Source organism: Sphingomonas sp. NBWT7, from assembly GCF_014217605.1.
In the GTDB taxonomy this organism is placed as follows: domain Bacteria; phylum Pseudomonadota; class Alphaproteobacteria; order Sphingomonadales; family Sphingomonadaceae; genus Sphingomonas.
In genome coordinates this window covers 20,501-37,575 of the sequence record NZ_CP043639.1, presented here as the reverse complement: position 1 = coordinate 37,575, position 17,075 = coordinate 20,501, and the positions used below count along the sequence as shown (strand labels likewise).

At 68.7% G+C, this 17,075-nt stretch carries 17 protein-coding genes; 9 read left to right on the top strand and 8 right to left on the bottom strand.

Features of this window, described 5'->3' with window-relative positions; translation table 11 throughout:
• Nucleotides 1-2: 2 nt before the first annotated feature.
• Genes F1C10_RS00210 through F1C10_RS00195 form a run of 4 tightly spaced genes read right to left on the bottom strand, consistent with a single transcriptional unit; the run spans nt 3 to nt 4,397 of the window.
• On the bottom strand, nt 3-770 hold the full coding sequence (locus tag F1C10_RS00210) for an SDR family oxidoreductase (protein ID WP_185207728.1): 768 nt from the start codon (nt 768-770) through the stop codon (nt 3-5).
• A 23-nt stretch (nt 771-793) separates the two neighbouring features.
• Nucleotides 794-1,993, bottom strand: a complete 1,200-nt coding sequence (locus tag F1C10_RS00205; RefSeq protein ID WP_185207726.1) for an acyl-CoA dehydrogenase family protein — start codon at nt 1,991-1,993, stop codon at nt 794-796.
• Nucleotides 1,990-3,063 (bottom strand): acyl-CoA dehydrogenase family protein, encoded by a 1,074-nt coding sequence (locus F1C10_RS00200; RefSeq protein WP_219729768.1) that lies wholly within the window; start codon nt 3,061-3,063, stop codon nt 1,990-1,992. Before F1C10_RS00200 ends, F1C10_RS00205 begins: the two co-directional genes overlap by 4 nt.
• Nucleotides 3,060-4,397: an NAD(P)/FAD-dependent oxidoreductase gene (locus tag F1C10_RS00195; protein WP_219729767.1), complete on the bottom strand. Its 1,338-nt coding sequence runs from the start codon at nt 4,395-4,397 to the stop codon at nt 3,060-3,062. Before F1C10_RS00195 ends, F1C10_RS00200 begins: the two co-directional genes overlap by 4 nt.
• 107 nt (nt 4,398-4,504) lie before the next feature.
• On the opposite strand from F1C10_RS00195, the gene F1C10_RS00190 reads away from it, so the two are divergent.
• Nucleotides 4,505-5,284: an SDR family NAD(P)-dependent oxidoreductase gene (locus F1C10_RS00190; RefSeq protein WP_185207722.1), complete on the top strand. Its 780-nt coding sequence runs from the start codon at nt 4,505-4,507 to the stop codon at nt 5,282-5,284.
• A complete protein-coding gene (locus tag F1C10_RS00185; RefSeq protein WP_185207720.1) occupies nt 5,281-6,171 on the top strand; it encodes an alpha/beta fold hydrolase in 891 nt (296 codons plus the stop codon). Before F1C10_RS00190 ends, F1C10_RS00185 begins: the two co-directional genes overlap by 4 nt.
• A gap of 12 nt (nt 6,172-6,183) precedes the next feature.
• On the opposite strand, the gene F1C10_RS00180 is transcribed toward F1C10_RS00185, so the two are convergent.
• From F1C10_RS00180 to F1C10_RS00170, 3 genes are read right to left on the bottom strand one after another with little or no spacing between them, the layout of a single operon-like run.
• The gene (locus tag F1C10_RS00180) at nt 6,184-7,014 is read right to left on the bottom strand and encodes an acyl-CoA thioesterase II (protein WP_185207718.1); all 831 of its coding nucleotides are present in this window, start codon (nt 7,012-7,014) and stop codon (nt 6,184-6,186) included.
• Nucleotides 7,015-7,048: 34 nt separating this feature from the next.
• Nucleotides 7,049-8,116 (bottom strand): phosphotransferase, encoded by a 1,068-nt coding sequence (locus F1C10_RS00175; protein ID WP_185207716.1) that lies wholly within the window; start codon nt 8,114-8,116, stop codon nt 7,049-7,051.
• Nucleotides 8,116-8,877 (bottom strand): SDR family NAD(P)-dependent oxidoreductase, encoded by a 762-nt coding sequence (locus F1C10_RS00170; protein ID WP_185207714.1) that lies wholly within the window; start codon nt 8,875-8,877, stop codon nt 8,116-8,118. Before F1C10_RS00170 ends, F1C10_RS00175 begins: the two co-directional genes overlap by 1 nt.
• A gap of 214 nt (nt 8,878-9,091) precedes the next feature.
• On the opposite strand from F1C10_RS00170, the gene F1C10_RS00165 reads away from it, so the two are divergent.
• Together F1C10_RS00165 and pth are read left to right on the top strand one after the other, a co-directional pair.
• The gene (locus tag F1C10_RS00165) at nt 9,092-9,781 is read left to right on the top strand and encodes a 50S ribosomal protein L25/general stress protein Ctc (RefSeq protein ID WP_185207712.1); all 690 of its coding nucleotides are present in this window, start codon (nt 9,092-9,094) and stop codon (nt 9,779-9,781) included.
• A 142-nt stretch (nt 9,782-9,923) separates the two neighbouring features.
• Nucleotides 9,924-10,493: an aminoacyl-tRNA hydrolase gene (gene pth / locus F1C10_RS00160; protein ID WP_185207710.1), complete on the top strand. Its 570-nt coding sequence runs from the start codon at nt 9,924-9,926 to the stop codon at nt 10,491-10,493.
• 2 nt (nt 10,494-10,495) lie between these two features.
• Here pth and F1C10_RS00155 read toward each other — a convergent pair whose 3' ends face one another.
• Entirely contained in the window at nt 10,496-11,200 is a 705-nt protein-coding gene (locus F1C10_RS00155; RefSeq protein ID WP_185207709.1) for a ZIP family metal transporter, read from the bottom strand.
• A 110-nt stretch (nt 11,201-11,310) separates the two neighbouring features.
• Here F1C10_RS00155 and proB point away from each other — a divergent pair, with 110 nt between their 5' ends.
• The 5 genes from proB (at nt 11,311) to F1C10_RS00130 (ending at nt 16,967) form a co-directional block, all read left to right on the top strand.
• Nucleotides 11,311-12,411, top strand: a complete 1,101-nt coding sequence (gene proB, locus F1C10_RS00150; protein ID WP_185207708.1) for a glutamate 5-kinase — start codon at nt 11,311-11,313, stop codon at nt 12,409-12,411.
• Nucleotides 12,408-13,289 carry an NAD(P)-dependent oxidoreductase gene (locus F1C10_RS00145; RefSeq protein WP_185207706.1) on the top strand — a complete coding sequence of 294 codons (882 nt, stop codon included), beginning with the start codon at nt 12,408-12,410 and terminating at the stop codon, nt 13,287-13,289. The genes proB and F1C10_RS00145 overlap by 4 nt, the downstream gene beginning before the upstream one ends.
• 78 nt (nt 13,290-13,367) lie before the next feature.
• The gene (locus tag F1C10_RS00140) at nt 13,368-13,610 is read left to right on the top strand and encodes an acyl carrier protein (protein ID WP_185207704.1); all 243 of its coding nucleotides are present in this window, start codon (nt 13,368-13,370) and stop codon (nt 13,608-13,610) included.
• Nucleotides 13,611-13,723: 113 nt separating this feature from the next.
• Nucleotides 13,724-14,992 (top strand): aminotransferase class I/II-fold pyridoxal phosphate-dependent enzyme, encoded by a 1,269-nt coding sequence (locus F1C10_RS00135; RefSeq protein ID WP_185207702.1) that lies wholly within the window; start codon nt 13,724-13,726, stop codon nt 14,990-14,992.
• 124 nt (nt 14,993-15,116) lie between these two features.
• The gene (locus F1C10_RS00130) at nt 15,117-16,967 is read left to right on the top strand and encodes an ATP-binding protein (protein ID WP_185209973.1); all 1,851 of its coding nucleotides are present in this window, start codon (nt 15,117-15,119) and stop codon (nt 16,965-16,967) included.
• Nucleotides 16,968-17,075: the final 108 nt, after the last annotated feature.

Genomic DNA, 17,075 nt, shown 5'->3' with positions numbered 1-17,075 from the left:
GATCAGGAAGCGAACGCCGCCTTCATCCGCTTGCGCAGTCGGCCGGGCATGAAGCGGCGCGCGAAATGCGCCTGCCGCCCGGCCTTGCCGACGATATACTCGCGCTCGTGGCCGTGCACTGCGCGCCACACCATTTCGGCCGCCTCCTCGACGGTGTAGACAGGCGACTGGCCGATCGCGTCACGGATCGTGCGGTTGCTGCCCTTCGAGCCCGCATCGAGGATCGGCGTCTCGACGAAGAACGGCATCACGCAGGTGACGTTGATGCCGTGCCGCGTCCACTCCGCGTCGAGCGCCTCGGTCAGCCCGCGTACCGCGTGCTTGGTCGCCGAATAGGTCGCGAGACCGGGCGAGCCGACAATTCCCGCCACCGACGCGACGTTGACCAGCCGACTGCCGCGCACCTGCTTCAGGTGCGGCAGCGCGGCATAGGCGCCGTTGACGACGCCCTTGACGTTGATGTCGATCTGCAGATCGGATTCATCGGGCGTCACTTCCTCGAACATGCCGTAGCGCGCGATCCCGGCGTTGTTGAGCAGCACGTCAAGCTTGCCCGCCTGCGCGACGAAGCCGTCGAGCGCGGCGGCCCATTGCGCGCGGTCGCGCACGTCGAGCGTTGCAGTGAACACGCCGAGTTCGTCCGCGACGCGCTTCATGCCCGCCGCGTCGATGTCACCGATCCCGACCGTCCAGCCCTCGCGGTTGAAGCGGCGCGCGGCGGCGAGCCCGATGCCCGACGCCCCACCGGTAATGAAGATCGTCCGCGCCATGCCGTGTCCCCCCCTTTGTCTGTTCAGCCCGCCCGCACGTCGCGGAACGGGATCGTGCGATCGACTTCGGGCTCCTTGGGCAGGCCAAGCACGCGTTCGCCGATGATGTTGCGTTGGATCTGATCGGTGCCGCCGCCGATCGAGGTGAAATAGGCGTTCAGCGACAGGAAGTTGGCATCCTCCGCGCGCGGATGATCCGGCCCTTCGAGCAGGCTCTCCGGCCCGAGCAGCATCGTGCGCACGCGCGCCTCCTCGTGCAGGATGCGGCTCATCGCGAGCTTGCCGAGCGACATGATCGGCGAGGACGTGCCCTGCGCCATATCGGCCTTGGCGCGCTGCGTGTTGAGCTTGTTGAGCACGCGCCAGGCGATCACCTGCGCTACGTCCTGCCGCACGAGCGGATCGTCGAGCCGCCCCGCTTCCTGCGCGAGGCCTAGCAGCGAATAGTCGCCCTTCGGCCCGCCCGCCCCCGACCGGGGCCCGCGCGCCGCATCGCCCATCACCGATCGTTCATAGGCGAGCGCGGTCTGCAGCACCGCCCAGCCGCCGTTGAGCGGCCCAAGCAGATTTTCCTCCGGGACGAAGGCGTCGGTGATGAACACCTCGTTGAAGTGCGACTCATTGGTGATCTGGCGCAGCGGACGCACCTCGACGCCCTCCTGCTTCATCGGCAGGAAGAAGAAGCTGATGCCGCGATGCTTGGGCACGTCCCAATCGGTGCGCGCGATCAACATGCCGTAATCGGCCACCGCCGCCCCGCTCGTCCACACCTTCTGTCCGGTGACGCGCCAGCCGCCCTCCACCTTGTCGGCGCGCGTGCGCACCGCGGCGAGATCGGATCCGGCACCCGGCTCCGAATAGAGCAGACACATGCCGACCTCCCCGGCGAGCAGCTGCGACACGATCGTCCGCTTGAAGCTGTCGGTGGCATGCGCGAGCGCGGTGTTCGCCCACAGGTTCGACCGGTCCTGCCCCGCACCGGGCGCGCCGACCGCCGCGAAGGCGCGCTCGACGATCTTGGCCTGATCGTTCGACAGGCCGCGGCCATGCCATTCTGCGTCCCAACGCGGCGTCGCCCAGCCGCCGTCGCGCACCTTGGCGAGCCATTCGCTACGCGGATCGCGCCCGAAGCTCTCGTGATGCGCCGGCAGCCCGGTCCAATTGTCGGCGAGCCACGCCTCTACCTCGGCTCGCAACGCGTCTTCGGTGATCCCGCTGCTCATGCCTGCGCCTCCAGCGCCTGGATATATCGTTCGCGCCACTGGTTGCCGTCGCCCAGCAGCTGCGCGCCCGACCGCGCGCGACGCAGATAGAGATGCGCCGGATTGGTCCAAGTGAAGGCGATCCCGCCGTGCATCTGGATACCGTCTTTCGCGACGCGCACGAACGCATCGGCACAAGCGAAGGCGGCGAGCGCGATCGCCGCATCCTTGGTTTGGCTGCCCTCGGTGAGCTGCCGTGCCGCGTCGCGCGCCGCTGAGGTCGCGGACTCGCTCTCCAGCAACAGGTCGGCGGCCATGTGCTTGATCGCCTGGAAGCTGCCGATCGCGCGGCCGAACTGGTGCCGCTCGGTGGCATAGGCGACGGTGCGCTCGAGCATGCGCCGCACACCGCCGGCCTGCTCGCCCGCCAGCGCGACGATGCCGATGTCACGGGCGGCAGCCACGCGCGCGCTGTCGCCGATCCTGGTCGCCGGCCCGTTAAAGGCGACGTCCGCCATGCGGCGCGTCCGATCGAAGACAGGCAGCGGCGTGATCGTGACATCGCAGCGCTCGACAACGAACACGCCGTCCTCACCCGCGACGACGATCAGGTTCGCGATCGCAGCATCGGGTACGAAGCGCGCGGTTCCTGTCAGCCGGTCGCCGGCGACGCGGACGTCGCTTCGCCCGGTCCAGTCGTACGCGCCGACGAAGGCGACGGCGGCGATCGTCGAGCCGTCGGCGATCTTGGCCAGTCGCTCGCCATTGAACAGCACGCTCGCCATCGCGGTCGAGATCAGCGGCGCCGGCAGCAGGGCGGCGCCGGCCTCCTCCATCACCAGTTCGAGCTCGACCGGCCCTAGCCCCGCCCCGCCGTGCTCTTCCGGCACCGTCAGCCCGACGACGCCAAGGTCGACCAGCGCGCGCCACAGCGCGGCATCGTGACCGCTCTCACTGTCCATGATCCGGCGAACGTCGGCTTCGGTGCAGCGATCGGCGAGCAGCCGCCGCACGCTGTCGACCAGCGCCGCGCGATCGGCGGCGTCGAGTGCGGCGGGCGCCGCCTCGGGCCGCACCATAGTGTCGGTCATGCCGCCACCTTGCCAGTCTGCGCCTTCGCGCGCCGCTCGCCCTTGGCGATCTCCTTATGGAGATCGGCGACGTAGCGCGCGAAATCGACCTGGATCGTGTGGCGCGTCGACTGGTAGTAATCGCCGAGCTCGGTCGCCTCGTCCTCCGCGGTGATGCCGCGCATCTCGTCGACCGACGGCAGCGCGTAGCGGCCCGTCATGAACCCGGCGACGAGCTTCGACTGCTGCTCGGCGAAATTGACCAGCGTCGGCAGCGGCTGCGCCAGCCCCATGAAGAACAGGTCGTGGATGCCCGGGATCACCATCCGCTTGAACAGCGGGAAGCGGTTCTGCGCGTCGGGCAACAGCGCCGGATCGTCGAAGAACGGGAAGCTGATCTTGTAGCCCGTCGCGTAGATGATCGCGTCGACTTCCTCGACGCTGTCGTCCTCGAAGCGGACGCGCGTTCCTTCCAGCGCCTTGATATTGGGCTTGAACTTGATGTCGCCGCAGCTCGCGCGCGTCAGGAACTCGCCCGAGACGCTGGGATGCGCATCGAGCGGCTCGTGATCGGGCTTGGGCAGGCCGTAATCCTCCATCCGGCCGACCATCTTCTTGATCGCGCGGCGGGCGATCGCCTTGCCTAGCTTGCGCGGCATCCACGTCGGCATGGCGGATTTGTCCATCGGCTTGCCGCCCGCCATCTTGGGCAGCACCCACACGCCGCGCCGCGCCGCGACCCATAGGTTCTTCGCCAGGTGTCGCTGTGACAGCTCGCTCGCGACGTCCATCGCCGAATTGCCCATGCCGACGACGACGACGTTCTTCCCGCGCAAGTCGACCGGATCATACGGATCACGATAGCTGTGGACATGGAAATGCGGGTTGTCGAAGCTGCCCGGATAGTCGGGAACCTTGGGATCCCAATGGTGCCCGTTGCACACGAACAGCGTCTCATACTCACGCGTTTCGCCGGTCGACAGCGTCACCTGCCACCCCCCGCCGGGCTTGCGCGCCGCCCGCGTCACCGCGGTGTTGAACGTGATCAGCGCTCGCAGGCCGAAGTGATCGACGTAATCGCGGAAATACTGCCACAACTGCGCGTGGCTCGGAAAATCGGGCCAGTTCGCCGGCACCGGATAATCCTCGAACGCCAGCCGCCATTTCGACGTGTCGATATGCAGCGACTGGTAGCAGGCCGACTTGCCGTTGGGATTCTTATAATACCAATTGCCGCCGATATCGTCGGACATCTCGAAACAGTCGAACGCGATGCCTTCGTCCTTCAGCCGCTTGGCGGTGGTGAAGCCCGAACAGCCTGCGCCGATGATGCAAGCGCGCTTGCCCGTCGTCATTGATCCCTCTCCCCGGCCTGCCATTTCCCAGCAGCCATAACGAAAGTTATGATGGCCTGAAGCGCGCGCCGAATCAACCGGCGACCGGCGGACAGGGGAGAGCGACAATGCGGTTCACGGACAGGGTAGCGGTGATCACCGGCGGCGGATCGGGGATCGGTGCGGCGACCGCACGGCTGCTGGCACGCGAGGGTGCGCGGCTCGTCCTCGTCGATCTCAACGCCGAGGCGGCAGAGAAGGTCGCGGCCGAGACGGGTGGCCTCGCGCTCACCGCCGACGTCGCCGACCGCGCGCAGATCGAAGCCGCCGTGGCCAGTGCCGTCGACGCGCACGGGCGCATCGACATCCTCGTCAACAATGCTGGGATCGGCATTTTCGGCAAGACGCCCGACGTTGATCCCGCGGCGTGGGATCGCGTCGTTGCGATCAATCTCCACGCCGTCTTCTACGCCTGCCGCGCCGCGATCCCGCACATGACCGGTGGAAAGGCCGCGATCGTCAATACCGCCTCGATTTCGGGGCTCGGCGGCGACTATGGCTTCACCGCGTACAATGCCGCGAAAGCCGGCGTCATCAACTACACGCGCAGCCTCGCGGTCGATCACGCGCGCGACGGCATCCGTGTCAACGCGCTTTGCCCCGGTCTCATCGCGACACCGCTCACCGCGGGGGCGGCGCTGATGCCGGGTCTCGAATCGGCGTGGCACGACACGATCCCGATGGGCCGCCCCGGCCAGCCGGAGGAGATGGCGGAGGTGATCGCCTTCCTCGCCTCCGACGCGGCCTCCTACGTTACCGGCACGATCATGGTCGCGGACGGCGGGCAGACGGCGTGGACCGGGCAGCCCAACCTCTTCCGCTACGCGACAGAAGGCAGCAACGCGTGACGCCGAGCTGGCAGCCGCCGGCGGACAGCGGCATCACCGTGCGCGAGGTCGCGGCGAACGGCCTCACCTTCGAGGTCGCGGAGGCAGGCAGCGGCGATCACCTCGCGCTGTGCCTGCACGGCTTTCCGGAACTGAACTTCTCTTGGCGCTACCAGATGCCGCTGCTGGCCGAGAGGGGCTATCGTGTGTGGGCGCCCAACCAGCGCGGCTACGGCGCCTCGTCGCGCCCGGCCGGCGTCGCCGCCTATAGCGCGGACCGGATCGTCGCCGATGCAGCCGCCTTGTTCGACGCGAGCGGCGCAAAGAAGCTGACGCTGATCGCGCACGATTGGGGCGGCGCGATCGCTTGGTTGTTCGCGATCCGCCGCGTCCGCCCGATCGAACGGCTGGTGGTGATGAACCTGCCCCACCCCGCCTGCTTCGCGGAAGCGCTGAAGCATGGGCCGCAGCGCCGCCGCAGCTGGTACGTCGCCTTCTTCCAGATTCCGCGGCTGCCCGAATGGTCGATGGGGCGCCGCGACGCGCGCGGCATCCGCGAGGCGTTTCGTGGCATGGCAGTGGACAAGAGCCGCTTCCCGCGCGACGTGCTCGACGTCTATGCGCGCGCCGCACAGCGTCCCGGCGCGCTTACCGCGATGATCAACTGGTATCGCGCCGCCGTGCGTCATCGCGGCGCGCTCGACATCGGCGACGGCCGCGTCGACGTGCCGACGCTGATCGTCTGGGGCGAGGAGGACAAGGCGCTCGGGCTCGAAACGCTCGACGGGACCGACCGCTACGTTGCCGACCTGACGATCCGCCGCCTCCCCGGCGTGTCGCACTGGGTTCAGCAGGAAGCGCCCGAAGCGGTCAACGCGATCCTCGCCGACTGGCTGCCGCGCGCTTAGCCGGCGCGCGGCTCAGCGCGGCTTGGGGATCGTCACCAGGCAGTGCCCGCTGCCCGTCGCCAGCGCGCGTCCGTCCGCGCTCCACATGCGCACCCGGCCGCTGATCAACCCGTCGCCCGAGACGTCGCTGTCCGCTTCGCTCAGCAGCCAATCGTCCGCCGGGCGATTGCCGTGAAAGTAGACGGTGAGATCGAGCGACGGCGCGAGATACGCCGCGCTCTCGGTCAGGCGATGCCAGTGCCCAGGCCAGATGCCCAGATCGATCAGCAGCGCGCTGCGCATCGCGTCGAAGAACAGATCGTCCGCGCCGTCCGCTGGCCAATCGCGAAAGCGCATCCAACGATACTGCTGCGGTACCGGGGCGGGCGGATCGCTGTGCAGCCGGAAATGCACCGGCCGGCTTTCCAGATTGGTCCAGAAGCGATTGGTCGCGATCCCGCGCTCGGCGGCGATCGCCTCCTGATCGCGCAACGTCTCCGGGCGAGGCACGTCGGGCATTGTCGGCGTCACGGGAAGCGAGGCATCGGCGCGCGACGTCGTCCATACCTGCGCCAGGAATACCGGCCGCCCCTCCTGCGACAGTGTGACGGCGTAGAGCGACGACGCTCCCTCCTTGACCGCCTCGACGGCGACGTTGAGCGTTTCCCACCGGGCGACGCGCACGAACTGCCCGGTGATCGTCACTGGCCGATGCCCGGCGGCGGCCCGCTCGCGCACCGCACGCAGCGCGATCGCCGCGATATAGCCCCCGGCAGGGCCCCAGATCTCCCAGTCGCGATCGAGCGCGACGGTGTAGCCCGTGCCGCTCGGCGTCAGCGCCGTCGCGGCAACCAATCCCCCCATCGCTCGCCCCTTCTTCTCGTACCGGTAGTCGGCGTCAGGCGATCAGCGCGAGCGCGTCGCAGTCGATCGCCTGCGCGCACCCGCCCCGCGCCATCGCGAGAAACATCGCGTCGCCGCGTTCGGTACGCTTGGTCGATGCCGAGGCGAAGATGGCGGTCGACACACCCGACAGCAGCGTCAGCCGATAGTCGCGATAGAGATCGTCGTAGCCATAGTCGCGCACGCCGTAGCCGCGCAGCCGCTCGAGATAATAGTCGAGAAGGTGCTTCTCATGGCTGCGGCGGTTCTCGATCGACAGCGCCATGCCGAGGAAATAGGCGACGTCGACCGCGCCCAGCCCGATCGCCGGCGATTGCCAGTCGAGCACCGCCAGCGGCACCTCGCCGCCACGCGCGTCGAACAGCATGTTGTCGAGGCGGAAGTCGCCATGCGTCAACGTGAAGCTCGTCGGCTCGTGGCTGTGCGCATTGGCAACGAGTTCACCGTAACGGTCACACACCGCCATGTATTCGGGCTCGAGCACGCCGTCGTAGCGGCGGTGGAATTCCGCCAGGCAATCGGGAAACACCTGGATCACGAAGTCGCGCGCGCCGGTCATGTTGAGGAACGCGTGATCGCGCAGGCTGGCATCGTTCCACCGCGGGCCGTGCAGCGCCGCCGCCTGCTCCATCGCGCGTTCGGCGTCAGGAATGTCGCATCCCGCCAACTGGTTGCCTGGCCGCGCCGGCGTCAGATCCTCGAGCAGCAGCGCGAATGTCGCGTCGGCGGGATCGTATTCCGCCGACACGCAACGCGGCGAGCGGATCGCCACCGTATCGGCGAGATGGCGGTAGAATCCGACTTCGCGTTCGTAGAGGCCGAACCCGCCGCCCGTCTGCCGGCTGGTCGGATCGGCGCTGGCGAACTTCCCGACGAACGAGCCTGGCGCGCCCTCGTCCCGGTCGTAACGGACGACGTAGCGGATCGAATCGCCCAGCATGCCGACGCCCACCGGCGTCGCCTCGACGTCCGTCACCTTGGCATCGCGCAACACGCCCGCGTCGCGCAACCGCTTGGTGAGCCAGGCGGCGTCGACCGATTGCGCTTCCAGATCGGCGGCCATCAGCAGCCACCGTCGCAGCGGATGACGGTGCCGGTGACGAAGCTCGACGCCGGGCTCGCCAGGAACAGCGCGCTGGTGACGATCTCCTCCGGGCGACCGGGGCGGCCCGCGGCGCTGTCGGTCGTCTCGCGCGCTTCCTCGGTCCACGCCTTGGCGATGTCGGTCAGGAAGGGCCCGGCGGCGATCGCGTTGATCCGCACCTTAGGCCCGTATTCGTGCGCCATGCTCGTCACCATCGCGTTGAGCGCCGCCTTGGCCCCGGCATAGGGCACCACCTGCGGCGTCGGGCGCAGCGACGCGATCGACGAGGTGGCAAGGATCGTGCCGCCACCGCCGTCGTTGGCATCGGGCTGGCTCATGCGGTGCGCGATGTTCGCCATCAGCCGGAACGGCCCCTTGAAGTTCAGTCCGACGACGCTGTCGAACAGCGCTTCGGATACCTCGTGGCTCGGCACCAGCGGCCCCATGCCGGCATTGGCGACGAGGATGTCGAGCCGGCCGAAGGTATTCCATGCCGCCTCGGCCAGCGTATCCATCTCGTCCCACTTGGCGGCGTGCGCGGGGATCGCCGCGGCGCGCCGGCCCTTGGCCTCGATCTCCTTCACCACCGCGTCGCACGCGTCCGCCTTGCGGCTGGAGACGATCACGTCGGCGCCGGCATCGGCAAAGGCCAGCGCCATCTCGCGGCCAAGCCCGCGCGAGCCCCCGGTGATCAACGCGACCTTACCCGACAGATCGAATAGGGGGTGCGGTCCGGCCATCCTTCTCTCCTCGCATGTCGGCATCGTAAGCCGGCCGACTTAGCCGCTGTTATGCCGATTGACCGTCGCGCCGCAAGCACCGCGGCGCCGACCCGTCCGATCGGCGCGCCGCCTTGCCTTTCGGCGCCTCCGCCGCTATGCGCGCCCGCTTCCGGCCATGGTCATCCCTGGAGGCGTGGCGCGGAAGGCACATCTATTCGTTTCGGAGAATGCAATGAGCGACCAGTTGACGCTCGCAGCCGAGACGCGTGACCGGGTTGGCAAGGGAGCCTCCCGGGCGCTGCGTCGTGACGGCCGCGTCCCCGCCGTGATCTACGGCCAGAACAAGGAACCGACCTCGATCCACCTCGAGGAGCGCGCGCTCGTCAAGGCGCTCGGCACCGGCCACTTCATGAACACCGTCGTGATGATCAACGGCGAGCGCACCCTGCCCAAGGACGTCGCGTTCCACCCGGTTTCCGATCGCCCGGTGCACGTCGATTTCCTGCGCATCTCGGCGCATGCCACCGTCACCGTTGCGGTGCCGGTCGTGTTCACCGATGAAGAGGATGCACCCGGCCTGAAGAAGGGCGGCGTGCTCAACATCGTACGCCATGAGCTGGAGCTGACCTGCGACGCGTCGGATATCCCGTCGGAGATCAAGATTTCGCTCAAGGGTCGCGATATCGGCGATACCGTGCACATTTCGGACGTCACGCTGCCCAAGGGCACTGAATCAGCGATCGATGATCGTGACTTCACCATCGCGACGCTCGTTGCGCCGTCGGCGATGAAGGCCGAGGCGCAGGAGCAGGCCGAGGAAGAGGCCGCGCTCGCCGAGGCAGCATCGGCCGACGCCGCTGCCGAGGCGGAAGCCGAAGCACCGGCGGACGACGCCGAGGGCGAGGACAAGGCCGAGGGCTGATCGCCTGTTGCCGCCCTGCGGGGCGGCCGGTTTGCGAAGCGGGCGGGAGGCGGCAACGCCACCGCCCGTTTTTCGTTGAACGCGCTGGCTGGAAGCGGCCAGCACCAGTTCCGATACGTCGGCTGCTGATGGGAGATGGAACGTGCAGCTATGGGTCGGCCTCGGCAATCCGGGCCCGCAATATGCCATGCACCGCCACAACGTCGGCTTCATGGCGCTCGATGCGATCGCCGAGGTGCACGGCTTCGGCACCGATGCGAAGAAATTTCAGGGTTGGGTGCGCGAGGGGCGGCTTGGCAATCACAAGGTGCTGCTGCTCAAGCCCGCGACGTTCATGAACGAGAGCGGCCGCAGCGTGGCCGAGGCGCTGCGCTTCTACAAGCTGGGCGTCGAGGCGCTGACGGTGTTCCACGACGAGCTCGATCTCGCGCCGATGAAGGTCAAGGTGCGCCAGGGCGGCGGGCTCGCCGGGCATAACGGGCTGCGCTCAATCGATCAGCATCTCGGCCCCGATTTCCGTCGCGTGCGAATCGGGATCGGCCATCCCGGCCACAAGGATCGCGTCACCGGCCATGTCCTCGGCAATTACGCCAAGAGCGAGATCGATCCGCTCAGAGACCTGCTCGGCGCGCTCGCCGCAGAAGCGCCGACGCTCGCGGCGGGTGACGACGTGCGCTTCATGAACGACGTAGCGTTGCGGCTGCAGGACTGAGATCAGCCTCCGTCAAGGCTGCCGAGCGCAAAGGCGAGGATCGCGCCCAATGCGGTGGCGATGCCGGCCCAGTGCTGATCCTCCTTGAACGCCTTGGGAAAGACCTCGGTCGCAAGGCTGGCGATCACCGCGCCGGCCGCGACGCAGCGGATCGCCGCCAGATGCGATTCGCTCGCGCCTTCGAGCAGCAGGTTGCCCGCGATCGCCGCCGCCGACAGCAACGCCGCCGTCGCCGCCCACAGTGCAAGCACCCTTCCCTTCGACTGTCCGTCACGCGCCATGTCGCGCGCGCCGCCCGCCGCCTCGGGCAGGTTCGACAGCAGGATCGAGCCCGCGAGCGCCGCGACCTCGCTCGGCCCCGCGCCGATCAGCGCGACGCCGAGCGCAAGGTTCTCCGGCACGCCGTCGAGCGTGATCGCGGCGAGCAGCCCGCCGCCCGAATCCGCCCCCCATTTCTCATCGATCAGATAATCCGCTGCGGTGAAAAGCGCGGCGCCTGCCGCCACCCCGATCGCGGCGACCCACAAGGAACTCGCCTCGATCGACGGCTGGATCAGTTCGGACGTCACCGACAAAAGCAGCGCGCCGCCAGCCAACGCCACCAGGAAACCGTCGAGACCCGACGGCAGCTTGCCGTAGATGCCCCAAGCCGCGCCGATCAGCAGCGCGCCGGAGACGATCAGCACGACGATCAACGTCATCAGCATGGCCGCACCAACCGAGCATTGCGCGCGCCGGTTCCGCCGCGCTGATTAGCCCGAACGTCGCCCGCTCCCGCCTTTCGCGAGCGCCGCGATCGCTCTAACGATGGCCGCCGATGCTTTTTCCCCCCGCCTCCTGCCAGCGCCTCATCGTCAAGATCGGCTCCGCGCTGCTCGTCGATCCGGCAGGCGCGGTGCGTCGTTCGTGGCTCGAAGGGATCGCCGCCGACGTCGCCGCCCGCGTGCGAGCTGGCCAGCAGGTGGCGATCGTCTCGTCGGGATCGATCGCGCTCGGCGCACGCCGGCTGGGGCTGGCGCGTGGCGGCCGGGCGAGCCTGGAGGATGCGCAGGCCGCCGCCGCAACCGGGCAGATCGCACTCAGCCGGACGTGGGCTGATGTGCTCGACGCGCAGCAGATGACGGCGGCGCAGATGCTCGTCACGCTCGACGATCTCGAGGATCGCCGCCGCTACCTCAACGCGGCGGCAACGCTCGGTCGGCTGCTTCAGCTCGGCGTGGTGCCGATCATCAACGAGAACGACAGCGTTGCCACCGCCGAGATCCGCTTCGGCGACAACGACCGGCTGGCGGCGCGCGTGGCGCAGGCTGCGAGTGCGGACGGCGTACTGCTGCTGTCCGACATCGACGGGTTGTACGATCGCAATCCCGCCTTGCCAGGCGCAACGCATATCGCGGAGGTATCGCGGAACGACGCTGCGATCGCGGGCATGGCCGATACCGGATCCGCCTCGGGCATGGGATCGGGCGGGATGGTCTCCAAGATCGAAGCGGCGCGGATCGCGACGGGCGCGGGGGTCGCGCTGGCGATCGCCTCGGGTCGGATCGATCGGCCGCTGTCGACCGCGGGGCGCCACACGATCTTCCGGCCGGAGCGGCGCTCCGGCGCGCGGCGCGCGTGGCTCTCGGGGCGGTTGACGGTGAAAGGGACGATCCGCATCGACGCCGGCGCGGCGAGCGCGCTCGCTGCCGGACGTAGCCTGCTGGCGGCGGGCGCGACCGGGGTCGAAGGGCGTTTCGTGCGCGGTGACGTGGTGGCGATCGAGGGGCCAGCGGGGGTGATCGCGCGCGGCCTGGCGGAATATGACGCGGCGGAGGTGACGCAGCTGCTCGGCCGGCGAAGCGAGGAGCACGAGGCGCTGCTCGGCTACGCCCCGCGCGCGGCGCTCGTTCACCGCAACCACATGGCGCTGCTGTGATCCTGGCGATCACGGGTGGCACAGGCTTCGTCGGGCGGTCGACGATCGCGCGCGCGCTGGCGGAAGGGCACGCCGTACGCGCGCTCGTCCGCCGCCCGCAGCCGGCACGATCGGGCGTCGACTGGATCGCGGGCTCGCTGAACGATCCCGGGGCGCTCGAAGCGCTGGTCGACGGGGCGGACGCGGTCCTGCATGTCGCCGGCGTCGTGAACGCCCCCGACCGCGCGGGCTTCGTCGCGGGCAACGTCACCGGCACGCAGGCGATGCTGGCGGCGAGCGGCACGCGCCGCTTCGTCCACGTCTCCTCGCTGTCCGCGCGCGAGCCGCAGCTGTCGAACTACGGCTGGTCGAAGCGCGAGGCGGAGGCTTGCGTGATGGCGAGCGCGGCGGACTGGACGATCGTGCGGCCGACGGGCGTGTACGGCCCGGGCGATACCGAGCTGCGCGACATGTTCCGGCTCGCGCGCGCGGGGCTCGCGCTGCTGCCCCCGCCGGGGCGTGTCTCGCTGATCCACGTCGACGATCTCGCGCGGCTGCTCGTCGCGCTCGCCGAGCGGCCGGGGGAGCGCACCGTCTATGAAGCAGACGATGGTAACGCGCTGACGCATGGCGCGCTCGCCGCCGCGATCGGCCGCGCGGTCGGCCGCCGCGTGCTGCCGCTGCACCTGCCCAAGGCTCTGCTGCAGGTCGGCGCGCGGCTCGACGGCGCGATCCGCGGCGCGGGCGCGAAGCTGACGTCCGATCGCGTCGGCTATCTGAGCCATCCCGACTGGACCGCCCGTGCGGCGTGCCGGCCGCCGGCCACGCTGTGGACGCCGACGATCGCACTCACAGACGGCCTTGCGGAGACTGCGCGCGCCTACGGCATCGGACGTTAGCGCTCGGCTGCGCGCGCGTCGACCACGCTTCCGCCGCATTCGATTGGCACCCCCGCCGCGAGCAGCTAAGGACCCGGCATGAGCGACCGCGACAGCATTCTCGACACGATCAAGAGCCAGATCGAACCCTTCAACAAGAAGGGCGTCACCGTGACCGAGGCGACGACGTTCCAGGGCGACCTGGAGTGGGATTCGCTGACGGTGATGGATTTCGTCGCCGCGATCGAGGACGAATTCGACATCATCATCACGATGAACATGCAGGCCGAGATCGAGACGGTCGGCCAGCTCGCCGATGCCGTCGCCAAGCTGAAGGGCTGATCACCACCAACCGCCGTTCGCCGCCCGCATCGCCGAGTGCGGAGGGTATAGGGTTCGGGAGCAGGCCTCGACACGCTCGGCCTTGCCGCCCGGACCGGTGAAGGAATGAGACGATGACCGAGACCGGCCTTCAGGCTGAAACGCTGCCTCCTACTGCCGCCGTAGCCCCCGCCCCGGCCGAGCGCGACCTGTTCGACAAGTTCGATCCGCTGATCGCCGAGCGCCAGGCGCTGCTCGATTCGGGGCTGCGCGATCCGTTCAGCATCGTCATGGAGGAGGTGAAGAGCCCCACCGTCGCGACGATCAAGGGTCGCGAGACGATCCTGCTCGGCACCTACAATTACATGGGCATGACGTTCGATCCCGACGTGATCGCGGCGGGCAAGGCGGCGTTCGACCGCTTCGGCAGCGGTACCAACGGCAGCCGCGCGCTGAACGGCACGTTCCACGATCATATGGAAGTCGAGCAGGCACTGCGCGACTTCTACGGCACCACCGGTGCGATCGTCTTTTCGACCGGGTACCAGGCGAACCTAGGCGTGATCTCGGCGATCGCGGGGAAGGGCGACTATATCATCCTCGACGCCGACAGCCACGCCTCGATCTACGACGGCTGCGCGATGGGCAATGCCGAGGTCGTGCGCTTCCGCCATAATTCGGTCGAGGATCTCGACAAGCGCCTCGGGCGCCTGCCCAAGGAACCGGGCAAGCTCGTCGTGCTGGAGGGCGTCTACTCGATGCTCGGCGACATCGCGCCGCTCAGGGAGATGGTTGCGGTCGCCAAGAAGCACGGCGCGATGGTGCTCGTCGACGAAGCGCATTCGATGGGCTTCTTCGGCCCCAACGGCCGCGGCGTATACGAGGACCAAGGGCTGGAGGATCAGGTCGATTTCGTGATCGGCACCTTCTCCAAGTCGGTCGGCACCGTGGGCGGATTCTGCGTGTCGAACCATCCCAAGTTCGAGATCCTGCGCTTCGTCTGCCGCCCGTATATTTTCACCGCCAGCCTGCCGCCGGCAGTGGTCGCGTCCGCCGCCGCGTCGATCCGCAAGCTGATGCACGCGCACGACAAGCGCGCGTCTTTGTGGGCAAATACGCGCCAGCTGCACGCCGGTCTGAAGCAGTTCGGTTTCCGCCTGCCGACCGAGACGCCGGAATCGGCGATCGTCGCGGTCATACTCGACGATCAGGAACAGGCGGTGCGCATGTGGCAGGGGCTGCTGGAAGCCGGGCTGTACGTCAACGTCGCGCGGCCGCCGGCAACGCCCGCGGGCATGTTCCTGCTGCGCTGTTCGGTGTGCGCCGAACATACCAGTGCGCAGATGGCCCGCGTGATCGAGATGTTCGCGGCGGCCGGACGCGCCACCGGAGTGATCGGCTGAGCGCTGGCGCGCGGCTTTTGCGGCCGATGTCGATCTGATATACCGCAGGGTCGTGGAAGCGGACGGGAATCTGGACGCCGCCGGGGGGCAGGCCTGGGCCTGGCGCACCATCACGCTGGTCGTGATGGGCGTGCTCGGCGTGGGCGTGCTCGTGGCGCTGATCCTGACGCTGGGCGAGGCCAATCGCCAGCGCGATCGCGCGATCACGCTCCAATCGCACAGCTACGACGTGATGATCCTGTCACGCACGCTGGCGGGCACGATCGCGCGGTCTGAAGCATCGCTCGGGCGCTACGTCATCTCCGGCGACAAGCAACTCGGCCGGCTCTACTACGAGGATTGGCGACGCGCTGGCGATCAGCTTGCGCGGCTCGATGCGCTGACACGCGACAACGATGAGCAGAAGCCGCTGATCGATCGCCTGCGCGATGCCTATCGCTCGCGCGGCGGCGAGCTGTCGCTGACCGCGCTGTCGACCAATTACGGCAAGAATGCGCAGGCACTGTCGCGCTACTATCAGTCCCGCAAGGCGGCCTCGCTCGCCGAAATCAACGATGTGCTCGATGCGATCATCGCAGGCGAGCGCCGGTTGCTCGACCGCCGCACGCGCGCGGCAATGGCGCTGGTCGATCGGTCGACGCGCGCGGCGTTCGTACTGTCCGCGTTCGGCGTGCTGCTGTTGCTCGGCGCGATCGCGCTCGGCTGGCTGAGCGTCACCGCGCTGACCGAGCGCGCCACGGCGCGGGCGGAGGCGGACGCGGAGCGCGCGCGGGCGGAGGAACTGAGCCGCGCGGTCGCCGCCGCGACCGACGAACTGCGCGTGCAGGAGGCGCGGCTGCGGCAGGTGCAGAAGATGGATGCGGTCGGCCAGCTGACTGGCGGGATCGCGCATGACTTTAACAACATGCTGGCAGTCGTGATCGGCGGGCTCGAGCTGGCGCGGCGCGCAGCGGCGGCGGGATCGGGCGAGGTCGACAAGCATCTGGCGAGCGCCAGCGAGGGGGCCAATCGCGCCGCCGACCTGACGCGCCGCCTCCTCGCCTTCGCGCGCGAGGACGCGATCAACCCCGAGCCGATCGAGGTCGGCGCGCTGATCGCCGGCATGCGGGATCTGATGGATCGCACGCTGGGGGACGGCATCCGCGTCGAGATCGTCGATCGCGCAGGCGGCGCACGCGTGCGCGCCGATCGCGTGCAGTTGGAGAACACGCTGCTCAACCTCGCCGTCAACGCGCGCGACGCGATGGAGGGTCGCGGCACGCTGACGATCACCGCCGCGGTCGAGCACGCCGAGACGGCCGAGTTCCTCACCGTCGCGGTCGCCGATACCGGCTGCGGCATGACTCCCGAGATTGCCGAGCGCGTGTTCGAGCCGTTCTTCACCACCAAGCCGGTCGGCAAGGGGACCGGGCTCGGTCTCAGCCAGATCTTCGCCTTCGTTCGCCAGCTGAACGGCGAGGTGACGATCGACACCGCGCCGGGCGCGGGCACCGTGGTACGGATGAAGCTGCCGCGCGACGCAAGCGCAGCGCCCGCCATCGCAGTCGCCGCGCCCGCCACCGGTAACGAGCCTGCAATCACCGCATTGACGGTGCTGGTGGTAGAGGACGATCCGCGCGTACTCGCCGCGACGACCGGCGCACTTGAGGAGCTCGGTCACGAGGCGATCGGCTGCGACGATCCCCTCGCCGCGCCAGCGCTGCTTGCCCACCATCCTGACGTCGATCTCATTATCAGTGACGTGCTGATGCCGGTGCGGACCGGCCCGGAGATGATCGCCGCGCTCGATCCGTGCCACGCGCACGTCGCAGTGCTGTTCGTCACCGGCTTCGCGGGCGAGACGAACGATGCTGGGCTGTTCAACGGCCACCACGTGCTGCGCAAACCGTTCACGCTCGTGGGGCTGGAACGCGCCATCGCCGAGGCATTGTCGCGCGCACGGCCCGAGGCCCCGCATCGCATCGCTGCCGAGTAGCCGCGGCAACGCCCGACCGCGGCGCGAAGGGGCTGGCGCACGCGGGCGGCTCGCCTATACCGGCGCTCCCATACCCTGAAGGAAGCCGCCGCGCCGCTGCCCATGAGA

What these genes read in the sequence shown, in the direction of transcription:
- F1C10_RS00175 (WP_185207716.1), bottom strand. Translation starts at nt 8,116, where the DNA reads ATGGCCGCCGATCTGGAAGCGCAATCGGTCGACGCCGCCTGGCTCACC.
- F1C10_RS00205 (WP_185207726.1), bottom strand. Translation starts at nt 1,993, where the DNA reads ATGAGCAGCGGGATCACCGAAGACGCGTTGCGAGCCGAGGTAGAGGCG.
- F1C10_RS00140 (WP_185207704.1), top strand. Translation starts at nt 13,368, where the DNA reads ATGAGCGACCGCGACAGCATTCTCGACACGATCAAGAGCCAGATCGAA.
- F1C10_RS00170 (WP_185207714.1), bottom strand. Translation starts at nt 8,877, where the DNA reads ATGGCCGGACCGCACCCCCTATTCGATCTGTCGGGTAAGGTCGCGTTG.
- F1C10_RS00200 (WP_219729768.1), bottom strand. Translation starts at nt 3,063, where the DNA reads ATGACCGACACTATGGTGCGGCCCGAGGCGGCGCCCGCCGCACTCGAC.
- F1C10_RS00190 (WP_185207722.1), top strand. Translation starts at nt 4,505, where the DNA reads ATGCGGTTCACGGACAGGGTAGCGGTGATCACCGGCGGCGGATCGGGG.
- F1C10_RS00180 (WP_185207718.1), bottom strand. Translation starts at nt 7,014, where the DNA reads ATGGGGGGATTGGTTGCCGCGACGGCGCTGACGCCGAGCGGCACGGGC.
- F1C10_RS00195 (WP_219729767.1), bottom strand. Translation starts at nt 4,397, where the DNA reads ATGACGACGGGCAAGCGCGCTTGCATCATCGGCGCAGGCTGTTCGGGC.
- proB (WP_185207708.1), top strand. Translation starts at nt 11,311, where the DNA reads ATGCTTTTTCCCCCCGCCTCCTGCCAGCGCCTCATCGTCAAGATCGGC.
- F1C10_RS00210 (WP_185207728.1), bottom strand. Translation starts at nt 770, where the DNA reads ATGGCGCGGACGATCTTCATTACCGGTGGGGCGTCGGGCATCGGGCTC.
- F1C10_RS00130 (WP_185209973.1), top strand. Translation starts at nt 15,117, where the DNA reads ATGGGCGTGCTCGGCGTGGGCGTGCTCGTGGCGCTGATCCTGACGCTG.
- F1C10_RS00135 (WP_185207702.1), top strand. Translation starts at nt 13,724, where the DNA reads ATGACCGAGACCGGCCTTCAGGCTGAAACGCTGCCTCCTACTGCCGCC.
- F1C10_RS00165 (WP_185207712.1), top strand. Translation starts at nt 9,092, where the DNA reads ATGAGCGACCAGTTGACGCTCGCAGCCGAGACGCGTGACCGGGTTGGC.
- F1C10_RS00155 (WP_185207709.1), bottom strand. Translation starts at nt 11,200, where the DNA reads ATGCTGATGACGTTGATCGTCGTGCTGATCGTCTCCGGCGCGCTGCTG.